General features: G+C 73.6%; 11 protein-coding genes. 5 read left to right on the forward strand and 6 right to left on the reverse strand.

Features of this window, described 5'->3' with window-relative positions; all coding sequences use genetic code 11:
- Positions 1 to 203 precede the first annotated feature (203 nt).
- Both ACQPZF_RS21495 and ACQPZF_RS21500 read left to right on the forward strand, forming a co-directional pair.
- Positions 204 to 2,135, forward strand: coding sequence for a hypothetical protein (locus ACQPZF_RS21495; RefSeq protein ID WP_433274345.1), 1,932 nt, complete (start codon positions 204 to 206; stop codon positions 2,133 to 2,135).
- Positions 2,132 to 3,604 carry an ABC transporter substrate-binding protein gene (locus tag ACQPZF_RS21500; protein WP_433274347.1) on the forward strand — a complete coding sequence of 491 codons (1,473 nt, stop codon included), beginning with the start codon at positions 2,132 to 2,134 and terminating at the stop codon, positions 3,602 to 3,604. Before ACQPZF_RS21495 ends, ACQPZF_RS21500 begins: the two co-directional genes overlap by 4 nt.
- A 201-nt stretch (positions 3,605 to 3,805) precedes the next feature.
- On the opposite strand, the gene ACQPZF_RS21505 is transcribed toward ACQPZF_RS21500, so the two are convergent.
- Genes ACQPZF_RS21505 through cmtR form a run of 3 tightly spaced genes read right to left on the reverse strand, consistent with a single transcriptional unit; the run spans position 3,806 to position 6,034 of the window.
- Positions 3,806 to 4,939 (reverse strand): MFS transporter, encoded by a 1,134-nt coding sequence (locus ACQPZF_RS21505; RefSeq protein ID WP_433274349.1) that lies wholly within the window; start codon positions 4,937 to 4,939, stop codon positions 3,806 to 3,808.
- 7 nt (positions 4,940 to 4,946) lie between these two features.
- A complete protein-coding gene (locus ACQPZF_RS21510; protein WP_433274351.1) occupies positions 4,947 to 5,618 on the reverse strand; it encodes a cation transporter in 672 nt (223 codons plus the stop codon).
- Positions 5,615 to 6,034, reverse strand: a complete 420-nt coding sequence (cmtR, locus tag ACQPZF_RS21515; RefSeq protein ID WP_433274353.1) for a Cd(II)/Pb(II)-sensing metalloregulatory transcriptional regulator CmtR — start codon at positions 6,032 to 6,034, stop codon at positions 5,615 to 5,617. The genes ACQPZF_RS21510 and cmtR overlap by 4 nt, the downstream gene beginning before the upstream one ends.
- A gap of 111 nt (positions 6,035 to 6,145) precedes the next feature.
- Between cmtR and ACQPZF_RS21520 the strand changes: the two genes are divergently transcribed.
- From ACQPZF_RS21520 to ACQPZF_RS21530, 3 genes are read left to right on the forward strand one after another with little or no spacing between them, the layout of a single operon-like run.
- Positions 6,146 to 6,487, forward strand: a complete 342-nt coding sequence (locus tag ACQPZF_RS21520) for an ArsR/SmtB family transcription factor (protein WP_433274355.1) — start codon at positions 6,146 to 6,148, stop codon at positions 6,485 to 6,487.
- Positions 6,484 to 6,768 (forward strand): hypothetical protein, encoded by a 285-nt coding sequence (locus ACQPZF_RS21525; RefSeq protein WP_433274357.1) that lies wholly within the window; start codon positions 6,484 to 6,486, stop codon positions 6,766 to 6,768. Before ACQPZF_RS21520 ends, ACQPZF_RS21525 begins: the two co-directional genes overlap by 4 nt.
- Complete coding sequence (locus tag ACQPZF_RS21530) at positions 6,765 to 7,727, forward strand: NAD(P)-dependent alcohol dehydrogenase (RefSeq protein ID WP_433274359.1); 963 nt, start codon at positions 6,765 to 6,767, stop codon at positions 7,725 to 7,727. The genes ACQPZF_RS21525 and ACQPZF_RS21530 overlap by 4 nt, the downstream gene beginning before the upstream one ends.
- A 58-nt stretch (positions 7,728 to 7,785) precedes the next feature.
- On the opposite strand, the gene ACQPZF_RS21535 is transcribed toward ACQPZF_RS21530, so the two are convergent.
- Genes ACQPZF_RS21535 through ACQPZF_RS21545 form a run of 3 tightly spaced genes read right to left on the reverse strand, consistent with a single transcriptional unit; the run spans position 7,786 to position 11,126 of the window.
- Positions 7,786 to 9,459 (reverse strand): tannase/feruloyl esterase family alpha/beta hydrolase, encoded by a 1,674-nt coding sequence (locus ACQPZF_RS21535; RefSeq protein ID WP_433274361.1) that lies wholly within the window; start codon positions 9,457 to 9,459, stop codon positions 7,786 to 7,788.
- A 15-nt stretch (positions 9,460 to 9,474) separates the two neighbouring features.
- Positions 9,475 to 10,770, reverse strand: coding sequence for an RNA polymerase sigma factor (locus tag ACQPZF_RS21540; protein ID WP_433274363.1), 1,296 nt, complete (start codon positions 10,768 to 10,770; stop codon positions 9,475 to 9,477).
- Positions 10,767 to 11,126, reverse strand: coding sequence for a YciI family protein (locus ACQPZF_RS21545; RefSeq protein ID WP_433274365.1), 360 nt, complete (start codon positions 11,124 to 11,126; stop codon positions 10,767 to 10,769). The genes ACQPZF_RS21540 and ACQPZF_RS21545 overlap by 4 nt, the downstream gene beginning before the upstream one ends.
- Positions 11,127 to 11,250 lie beyond the last annotated feature (124 nt).

Genomic DNA, 11,250 nt, shown 5'->3' on the forward strand with positions numbered 1-11,250 from the left:
CGGTCGAGGGAAGTAGTCCGCCGCCAGTTCTCCAGGTCGAACCCCGATTCCGCTGAAATCGGGGTTCGACCTGCGCCATTCCGGTGGCCGGGACAGCCGAAGGGGGTAATCGATCTCGTTCGGCCCCGGCCGTGCCGCGGGTGCTCCGCATAATGTGCCGACACGACCGTGGGGGGCGTGCCCGGCGGAATTGCAGGAGACCCATGGCAGGTTCGGGACGTGCGCTGTCGGGCGTGCGCGGCATCGCGTGGGGCCTGGTGGACGAGTTGACCCGGCGGCCCGGCGGCCGGGGTCGCGAGCTGCCCGTGGTGGTGGCGCTGGGGTCGCGCGGCACCGGGAAGACGGCTCTGCTGGGCCGGATCGGCGAGCGGTGCGAGAACCGGGTGCCGTGGGCGGTGCTGGATTTCGAGGAGTCCGGGGAGGCGCGGCCGAGCAAGGTCCTCACCGAGTTGGCGTTCGACCTGAGCCGGGACGTGCGGCAGTTCGGCCGGATCGCATTTCCGCGCCTCTGGCTGTGCGGTTTGGTGCTCGCGGGCAATCTGAACACCGCCGACCGCCCCCGGGCGCTGGCCGGGTTGAACGAGCTGATGAGCAAGGACCGGCCGTTGGAACGGCACCGGGACCAGGTGCTGGAACTGGCCCGGCTGGCCGGTGAGGCGGGAGGCCTGCCCGGTTGGGCCCCGAACGCGACCAACACCCTGCTCAACGGCCTCGACTGGTTGTCCCGCCGGCGGATGCTGCGGTCCGTGCGCAGGCTGTCCACGGGTTCCGCCCGCGACCCGCGCGACCTGCTGGTCGACCTGAGCAAGAAGGACCGGGGTTCGCCCGCCGACCGCCGCGCGGTGGACGACATCGTGTTCGACGCGTTCCTGGCCGATCTGCACCAGGCGTTCACCGGGCGGCTGCACCACCTGCGGCGCACCGCGAACTGCGTCATCCTGCTGGACAACGCGCACACCCCGGAGGGCAGGGCGTTCCTGAGCGCGCTGCTGGCCGCACGCCACCGGTTCGGCGTGGCCGCCGACCACGCGGCGGTGTTCGCGACCAGCCGGACCTGGGACGTGGCGTGGAACGGCACGTGGCGGCGTCCCGGCACCCCGCCCAACGGCGCGAACCCGCCACTCCCCCGCACCCCGGAGGAGGCCGACCGGGACAGCCGCACCCGCACCGACTGGGGCCGCTGGTACCTGGTGGACTTGGGGCGGCTCGACGCCGCCGACACCGAGGACGTCGTCTCGCGGACGGAGGTCGACCTGCCCCCCGGCCTGCCGCACCGGCTGACCCGCGGCCACCTCGGCGGCCTGCGCACCCTGCTGGACATCGTCGCGGTGCAGGACGAGCCGCCGCGCGGTCGGGCGTTGCGCGGCCTGCTGTCCCTCACGGCCGGCCCGGACCGACCGGTGTCCCTCGCCGACGAAGCGCTCGACGCGCTGGTCCAGGACCTGCCGCCGCCGTTGCGCGAGGACCTGGTCACGGCGTCCGCCGGGCGCGGCATCGAGTTCCTGTCCGACCCGACCGTGCTGGCGTCCGCCCTGCCCGACGGCGGCGGCACGCTCTACGCGTTCCTGGTCAACAACTTCCTGCTCGCCCTGGAGCCGGACGGGGACGGCGGCCGGGTGGCGCTCGACCCGTGGCTGCGCACCCTGCTGCTGCACCGGCTGGCCCGCCGCGCCGAGGACAGCCCGGTCGGCTGGACGGCCGTGCACCGCCGGTGCCGCGAGTACTACGAGGGCCTGGGCCTGCCGACCGAGGCGCGCTACCACGACCTGGCGCTCGGCGACGTGGGCGCGGTGGTGGCACACCTCGCCGGTCCGTTCGCCAAGGCGGACCACCCGCTGGACCAGCCGACCGCGCGGGCGTGGCTGCGGGACCTGGACCTGGTCACGTCCGCGCCGAACCGGCCGGCCGCCGACGCCGACCCGCTCTCGCAGGTCGAGAAGCTGATCGAGGACGTGCCCGCGGCGGACGCCGCCCTGGCCCGCCTGATCGCCGCGCTGTGGCTGCACGGCGACCCGCTCGGCGATCCCGGCGACACGCTGCGGGGCCGCATCGCGAACGCGTACGGCGCGCTGGCGCAGCACCGCGGCCAAGGCTCGATCCTGTTGTACGACCGGGCGGAGAGGTATCGCACATGAGCGTGGACGTCCCGCCGTGGCGGTTGCGCAAGTACCTGGTGGCCGGTCTGGTCGTGGTCGTCGTCGCCGTGCTGGTGACGGCGTACCTGTTCGCGCGCGACCGGTTCGGGCGCTGCGACGGCCGCGACGACGTGCGCAAGGCGGCGAACGGCGAGTGCGTCGGGGTGACCGCCGCCGCCAGCGACTTCGACGAGCCGGAACTGACCGGCGTGATCGACCGCATCCGGGCGGCGAACGAGGCCGCCCGCGCCGACGACCAGTTCGTCAGCGTCGCGGTGTTCCTGCCGATGAGCACGTCGTCGGACAGCATCGCGACCGACGAGTGGGTGCGCAACCAGTTGCAGGGCTCGTACCAGGCGCAGGTGACGTTCAACCGGGATGCGCGGCCCAAGGTGCAGTTGCTGCTGGCCAACCCGGGCAGTGACATGGGCCGGTGGCCGCAGGTGGTGGCGGAGCTGGACCGCAGGCGCACCGGCCCGGACCACCTGGTGGCCGTGACCGGCATCGGGCTGAGCCTGGACCCGGCGCGCGAGGCGATGAGGCGGATGTCCGAGCTGCGCATCCCGATGGTGGGCTCGACCATCACGGCCGACGACCTGCGGGGCATCCCCGGCCTGCTGCGTCCCGCGCCGACCAACGAGCGGCAGGCCCGCGCGGCGGCGACGCACGCGAAGAGGGCGGGCGCCACCAAGGCGTTGCTGGTCACCGACACCAACGACCAGGACCTGTACCCGGCGACCCTGGCCAAGGCGTTCCGCGCCCAGTTCGCCGACGACACGCACCGCGTGCTGCCGCAGGAGCAGCAGTACGACTCGGGCCTGGGCAGCGTGGAGAACGCGTTCGCGCTGATGCAGCCCAACCTCTGCGCGACCGACGCGGACCTGGTCTACTTCGCCGGCCGGGGCCGCGACCTGGTCAGGTTCGTCGGGCAGCTCGCGACCCGCCTGTGCCGCGACCGGGTGATCCGCATCCTGACCGGCGACGACCTGTCGGCGGAACAGCTACGCGGCGAGCCGTTCCGGGAGGGTCTGCGGGCCGGGGTGGAGGTCGTCTACACCGACGTGGCCGACGAGCGGGCGTGGGAGGCGGACCGCGCGAAACCCGCGTCCGAGCGCCGGTTCCAGGAGGGTGCGGTGCGGCGCTTCCTGGGCGACGACCAGTCGTCGGACACGTGCTTCCGGTGCATGTTCGGGGCGGGCGCGCTCGGCGACGACGGCGGCATCATGGCCTACGACGCGATGCTGACGGCGACGACGGCGATCCAGCGGGCGTCGGGCGTGCCCGGCCAGCGGGTCACGGCGGCCGAGGTGTTGCAGACGTTCAACTCGCTCAACGGGCAGAACGCGATCGCGGGCGCGAGCGGGCTGCTGTCCTACGACAACGACGGCACCGCGCACCAGAAGGTGGTGCCGCTGCTCAGACTCGACCCGTCGGGCAAGCCGGAGTTCGTGGAGCTGGTGACGGACTGATCCCGGTGCGCGCGGGTGCGCCGGTGGCCTGGAGAGGGCTGGCGATCGGTGCCGACTGCGGCGGGGTCAGGCCGGGCGGTCGGTGGTGGCACGGCGGGTTGTCGCGGCGGTCGGTGGTGTCGCGGCGGTCGGTGGTGGCACGGCGGTCGGTGGTGGCACGGCGGTCGGTGGTGGCACGGCGGTCGGTGACGGCACGGCGGGTCAGGCCGGGCGGTCGGCGGTGGGGCGGCGGGTTGTCGCGGCGGTCAGGACGAGCACCGCGGCGAGTCCCAGCAGTCCGCCGCTCAGCGTGGTGAGCACCGCGATCCCGCCGACCAGCAGCGGCCCGCCGGCGTCGCCGAGTTCGCGGCCCACTTCGGCGCTGCCCATGGTCTGGCCGAGGCGTTCGGGCGGGGTGGCGGCGGCCAGGGCGGCGAAGCCGAGCGGTGTGACCAAACCGGTGCCGACGCCGATCAGCACGGCCGCGACCAGCGCCGCGGGCAGGCCCGGCACGGTCGCGGCGGCCGTGTAGCCGGCGGCGGCCAGCAGCAGGCCGGTGGTCATGCCGGTCGTGTCGCGCAGGCGTCCGGCGTCCCGGGCGCGGCCGGCGACCGGCTGGACCAGCGCCGCCGCCGCGGCCATCGCCGACACCGCGACGCCCGCGACGACCGGGCCCGAGCCGGCCACGTGCACGGGCAGGAACCCGACGCCCACGGCCAACGCGGCGGTCGCGGCGGCGAGGGCGGCGGTCGGGCGCAGGAAGCCGGGATGGGCCAGTCTGCGCCCGAGGTCCAGCAAGGTCTGCCGGGCGCGGGGCAGCGGCGGGACGGCGGGCACCACGAGCAGCGCCCACCCGGCGACCGCCACCGCGAGGACCCCGAGCGCCGTGAACAGCAACCCGAAGCCGCCCAGGGCGATCAGCACGCCGCCGAGCAGCGGCCCGAGGGTGTAGCCGAGCCCTTTCCACGCCCCGTACCCGCCGAACGCCCGGCCGTGCGCGACGCTGGGGGCCAGGCGTGCCACCAGCGCGCTCGCGGCCGGGGAGAACGCGGCAGCGGCGGCGCCCTGTCCCAGCCGGGCCACGCCGACCGCGCCCGCGTTGCCCGCCAGCACGAACGCCGCCGAGGCGACCGCGAACGCGAGCAGCCCGCCCAGCAGCACCGGACGGGGTCCGATGCGGTCGGCGAGGGAGCCGAAGACCGGTTTGAGCACGATCTCCGCCCCGTCGTACACGGCGAGCAGGAGGCCGAGGGTCAGCAGCGAGGTGTGGGTGTAGCCGCCGAGGCCGGCCGCGATGCTGTGCGCGCCGAACGCGGTCACGAAACCCGCCGCGTACAAGGGGAGGACGGTCCGCATCGGGTGCTCAGCAGCAGTGCTCGCCGCGCCAGGCGGTGCGGCCTTCGCGGACCGCCACCGCCCCGATCGCCAGCGCCACCACCGGGTCGGCCCACCACCAGCCGAGCACGCCGTTGAGCAGCAGGCCGACCAGCAGCACGCCGGACAGGTAGGTGCACAACAGCGTCTGCTTCGAGTCCGCGACCGCGCCGGCCGAGCCCAGCTCACGGCCGGCGCGGCGTTGGGCGTGCGACAGGAACGGCATGACCAGCAGCGACACCGCCGCCAGGACGACGCCGACGGTCGAGGGCGCGGCCGGTTCGGCGGCCACCAGGGAGCGGACGGACTCGACGGTCACGTAGGCGGCCAGGGCGAAGAACGACACCGCGATCACCTTGAGCGCGACGCGTTCGCGGGCTTCCGGGTCGGCGCCGGAGAACTGCCAGGCGACCGCGAGGGCGGAGGCGACCTCGATCACGGAGTCCAGGCCGAAGCCGATCAGCGCGGTGGACGAGGCGACCGTCCCGGCGGTGAGGGCGACGGCGGCTTCGACCACGTTGTAGGCGATGGTCGCGCCGACCAGCCACCGCACGCGCCGGGTCAGCGCGGCCCGCCGGTCCGGGGCCACGCCCTTGGCGGAACAGCACCCGTCGGCGCAGCCGTCGGCGGCCACGACCGGGACCGCGGCGTCCTCGCTCATGGCCGCGCCGCCACGGGCGCGTCCACGCGCTCCTGGCCGGTTGGCCGCGCGGCCACTGGCGCGCCCAAGCACTTCTCGTCGGTTGCCCGCGCGGCCACGGGCGCGTCCAGGCATTCCTCGTCGGTGTCGACCGTGAGCACGACCTTCACCAGTTCCCGGAGCGCCCGCGCGAGGTGCGCGTCAGCCGGCGTGTACCGCACCTGCCGCCCTTCGTAGGCGGCGACGACGAGCCCGCAGCCGCGCAGGCACGACAGGTGGTTGGAGACGTTGGACCGCGACAGCCCGAGCTGGTCGGCCAACTGCGCCGGGTACGGCGTGCCGTCCAGCAGCGCCACCAGGATTCGACACCGCGTCGGGTCGGCCAACGCCCGTCCGAGGCGCGCCAGGGCGTCTTCCCGCGTCTCACACTTCAGCACGGCCAGAACAGTACATCGCACGCTGTACTGAAGCGGGAGTCGACCCCACCACCCGACCGTGCTACCTTTCAGGTGTAAGAACTTTCTGACATGTGAAGGGACACTCTGACGATGGCGCGGCCGACCGGTGACGACCTGGTCGAGATGCTGGCGGCCCTGGCCAACCCCCTGAGGCTGCGGATCGTCGCGCGGCTCGCGGGCGGCCGGGACTACGTCAGCCACCTGGCCCGCGAGATCGGCATCAGCCGTCCGCTGCTGCACATGCACCTCCAGCGCCTGGAGGCCGCCGGGCTGGTGGTCGGCAGCCTGGAGCTGTCCGAGGACGGCAAAGCCATGAAGTACTACGAGGTCGCCGACTTCGACGTGCGCCTCACCGCCTCGACGCTGGCCGAGGCGGTCGACACCCTCACGGACCCGGAGCAGGGTCCTGGACGCAAGGAGCGGTCCCGATGAACCTCAGCGCGGGAGGGACCACGGCGTGGCCCGACGCGGTCCTCACCATCGGCCTGGTCTTCCTGGGCCTGGTCTTCGTCCTCTACCTGTTGCAGAGCTACCTGGACATGCGCAAGACGAAGGTCAAGGCGGACCAGGAGGAGAACCTGCGGCAACTGGTGCGCCGGTACGAGCAGCTCGCCGAAGGCACCCTGGACGCCCAGCAGCGCACGGCCGCCGACGTGGCCGAGCTGCGGACGCGGACGGCGTCGATCGAGCAGATCCTGCGGACCGTCGAATGAAGGCCGTCGCCTACGACGACTACGGGTCGCCGGATGTGCTGGAGCTGAGAGAGGTCGCCGAGCCCGTGCCGGCCGACGACGAGGTGCTGGTGCGGATGCACGCCACGTCGGTGAACTTCGCCGACTGGCTGTTCCTGCGCGGCACGCCGTTCGTGCTGCGGCTCGGGATCGGGCTGCGCCGGCCGAAGAACCCCGTCCTCGGCACCGATCTGGCCGGGCGGGTGGAAGCGGTCGGCTCGGCGGTGACCGGGCTGCGGCCGGGTGACGAGGTGTACGGCTCGGGCCGGGGCGCGTTGGCCGAGCTGGCGACGGCCAAGGCGGAGCACCTGGTGGTGAAGCCGGCGGGGTTGTCGTTCGAGCGGGCGGCGGCCGTGCCGCTGGCCGGGCTGACCGCGCTGCACGGGCTGCGGGCGGCGGGAGTCCGGGCGGGGCAACGGGTTCTGGTCAACGGCGCGGCGGGTGGCGTCGGCACGTTCGCGGTGCAGTTGGCCAGGGTGTGGGGCTGCGAGGTGACCGGGGTGTGCAGCGCCGGCAGCGTCGACCTGGTGCGGTCGATCGGCGCGGACCACGTGATCGACTACGCCGCCCGCGACTTCACCCGTGAGGCGGCGCGCTACGACGTCATCCTGGACAACGTCGGCAACCACGCGCTGACCGACCTGTGCCGGGCGTTGACCCCGAAGGGCACGCTGCTGCCCAACAGCGGGCGGGGCGGCCGGTGGCTGGGCAGCACGCCCCGGCTCCTGCGTGCGCTGGGGATGTCGTTGTTCGTCGGTCAGCGGCTGAAGATCTTCCTGTCCACGACGCGGCCCGCGGACCTGGCCGAACTCGCCGGTCTGGTCGAGTCCGGCCAGGTGACGCCGGTGGTGGGCCGCACCCTGCCGCTGGCGCAGGCGGCCGACGCGTTCGCCTACTTCGGCGAGGGCCACGCCAGGGGCAAGGTCGTCGTCACGGTGTGACGGCCGGGTCCGAGGACCGCGACCGCCGAGGCGTCTGCGGTGCGCTGTGCGACAGGACTTACGGCCGCGTCACGGGTCCGGGCAGGTGGTGCAGGTAGGCCCCGACCCAGTCGACGGTGTCGCCCGGCGGGTGCGGCGGCCGGGTGGCCACGAAGTTCGCCGCGTCGTCGATGCTCCCGCTGCCGTCGTACCGGGCCTGCAACGGGTACGGGAAGACCGGGCGGGAGCGGGTGACGGCGCCGTCGGCGGCCCTGGCGGTGGCGATCACCCGGTCCGGCGCCGCGCTGTCCTCGGTCCAGCGGACGAGTTCCGGCAGCGGGTCGAACGTGTTCAGCGTGTCGCCCCCGGCGCAGTGGTACATCGACGGGACCATGAACAGCCGCGCCCACTCCTGGGTCTCGGCGGGGCCGCCGCTGTGGCGGGTGAGCCGCTCGTAGTAGTCGATCAGGCCCTCCGGCGGGATGCCCTGGTCGTTCCAGCCGTGCCAGAGGACCAGCTTGCCGCCGGCCCGCCGGAACCCGCCGAGGTCGAGGCTCGCCGCGTTGGCACGCCGGCCTTCCACCGACAGGCGGTGGAACTCCCGGCTGGTGAACGCGATGTCGGCGACCGAGCTGTGCGGCGTGCCGATCGGGTAGCCCATGTAGCGCAGGTAGTTGTCGCCGAGCAGGGCCGCGGCGGAGGAGCCGCCGAAGTCGGGGATCGGGGTGACCCAACCGCTCCAGGCCAGTTCCGAGCCCGGTTCCTGGCCCGCCGGGTACAGCCGGCGGGCGTGTTCGTCGGTCGGGCCCTGGTAGAGCTTGCGCGCGGCGTCGACCTGCGCGGGCGTCAGGCAGGACGGTGTGTCCGTGCCGGGCGCGCACTGCACGGAGGCCGGGTCGAACTCGCAGGCGCGGGGGTCTTCCAGTTGGCCGTCCACGAGGCCGTCGAGGTTGTCGCAGCGGGCCAGGACCGCGTTGTGCAGGCCGGGGAGCTTGGCGTCGGTGAGGATCGGCTGCCCGGCCCGGTCGGTGTTCGCGCGGGCCAGCCACGCCTGGTAGAGCACCAGCGCGGACATGTAGTTGGCCGGTGCGGCGGCGATGATGCCGTCGAAGTCGTGCGGGTAGCGCTGGGCGAGCAGCAGCGCTTCCCGCCCGCCGTTGGAGCAGCCGTCGAAGTAGGACGTGCGCGGCGGTGCGCCGTAGTACTCGGCGATGAGCTGTTTCGCGGCCAACGACACGACGTGCGGGGCGCGGAACGCCCAGTCGTCGCGGGCGGCCTGGTCGTTCGCGGCCCACTTGCCGTCGACCGCGCCGAACGGGCCTTCGCCCACGTGCCCGTCGTCGGTGGTGGCGACCGCGAAGTCGCCGGGTTTCGGTGCGCAGGAACGGATCGCCGGTGGCGCCAGCACACCGCAGAAGCCGCCGCAGCCCGACTGGAGGTAGCGGCCGGAGTAGGTGGTGGGCAGCTTGAGCTGGAACCGGACCTTCGGCTCCACGTGGCCCCGCACGTCGCAGTGCTCGGGTTCGGCGCCTGCCGGGACCAGGGTGGCTTGCTCGACGTGTGCCTTGGTGCCGGGTATCCCGTGGCCGCCGATGAGGTCGGCGCATGCCCGGACCGGGCCGGCACTCGCCGTGCCGGCGGTGTTCGTCGCGGTGTTCGTCGGGTCGGCGGTCGCGGTTGCGCCGGATGCCGTCACGGCTGACGCCGCTATGGCCAGTGCTGCCAGGAAAGCGCGTGTCCTCAACGTCTTCACCCCCGGTGATCGTCTTCACGCCTCGTCGGGGGCCCCCTGTGACGCTCCCCCGGTGCCCACCCAACCACAGGGTTCGGCAACCCCGCGACGTCCGGTGAGGCGGTTGGCCTGTTCGGTGAGGTGGCGGCGTTCGGGGAGGCTGGTCGCCCTCTTCGCGGCTTCCCGGTACGCGGCGCCGGCCGCCGGGTGGTCGCCGGCGCGTTCCAGCAGGTGTGCGCGGACGGCGTGGAGGCGGTGGTGGTCGGTCAGGCGTTTGTCGGTCTCCAGGGTGGCGATCAGGTCCAGGCCGGCTTCCGGGCCGTGGACCATTCCTTCGGCCACGGCCCGGTTGAGGGTGGTCATCGGGTTCGGCGCGGCCAGTTCCAGGAGTTCGTACAGGGCCCGGATCTGGGGCCAGTCGGTGGTTTCGGCGTCCGCGGCCTCGGTGTGCACGGCGGCGATGGCGGCTTGTAGCTGGTACGGGCCCACGCTGCCCTTGGGCAGGGTGCGGCTGATCAGGGCGATGCCCTCGGCGACCAGGTCGTGGTTCCAGCGGGTCCGGTCCTGCTCTGCCAGCGGCACCAGGCGGCCGTCCGGCGTGGTGCGGGCCGGGCGGTGGGCGTCGGTCAGCAGCATCAGGGCCAAGAGGCCGGCCACTTCGGTGTCGTCGGGCAGCAGGGCGGCCAGCCGGCGGGTCAGGCGGATGGCCTCGTCGGACAGGGGCGGGGTGGTCGGTTCCGTGCCGTGGGTCGTCGTGTGGCCCTCGTTGAAGATCAGGTAGAGGACGTGCAGGACGGCTCGCAGGCGCTCGGCCCGGTCGGCCGGCGCGAGGGTGCCGAAGCCGGTGCCCTTGATGGTCTGCTTGGCGCGGCTGATGCGTTGCGCCATGGTGGTTTCCGGCACCAGGAACGCGGCGGCGATCTGGGCGGTGGTCAGGCCGCCCACGGCGCGCAGCGTCAGCGCGACCCGGCTGGGGTCGGACAGCGACGGGTGGCAGCACAGGAAGAGCAGGGCCAGCGAGTCGTCGCGGTCGGGGTCCGCGTCGGCGGGGCGGGCCAGGAGTTCGGCTTGCGGGGTGGCGGCGAGTTCGCGTCTCCGGCGGGCCTGTTCGGTGCGGATGTGGTCGATCAGGCGGCGGGACGCGACCGTCAGCAGCCAGCCGCGCGGGTTGTCCGGGACGCCGGCCGCGGGCCACTGGGTGGCCGCGTCCAGCATCGCCTCCTGCACGGCGTCCTCGGCGGTGTCGAACCGGCCGTGGCGGCGGATGAGCGCGCCGAGTACCTGCGGCGCGAGTTCGCGCAGCAGGTCCTCGACCCGGCGGTCCACCGTCACGCGCGCGGGGCCTCGTGCAGGATCGGCCACAGTTCCACCGGGTCGTTGTCGGCGAACGGCATGTCGGCGGCGATCTCGCGCGCGCGGTCCTCGCTCTCCACGTCGAGCAGGTACAGGCTCGCGATGTACTCCTTGGTCTCCAGGTACGGGCCGTCGGTGACGGCGGCGACGCCGTTCTCGCGGCGGATCAGCTTGGCGGTGACCGCGTCGCCCAGGCCGTACGCGCCGAGGAGTTCGCCGGTGTCCCGGTACTTGGCGTTGAACGCGTCCTGTTTGGCGACGGCCTCGGACCACTGCTCGGCGGGGAAGGCGTCCCACTTCTCCTGGTTGCCGTAGATCATGATCAGGTACTTCACGTCGGTCGTCCTCCTCGGTCGGCGCGCCCCTCCGGCGCGCTGTCGACCCTCAGTCGGAGCACGCCGGCCCCCGCTCGACATCCGGGCGGAAATTTCCCGGAACTTCTTCGCGGACCGCGGAAGT

The organism is Actinosynnema sp. CS-041913 (genome assembly GCF_050942485.1).
In the GTDB taxonomy this organism is placed as follows: domain Bacteria; phylum Actinomycetota; class Actinomycetes; order Mycobacteriales; family Pseudonocardiaceae; genus Actinosynnema.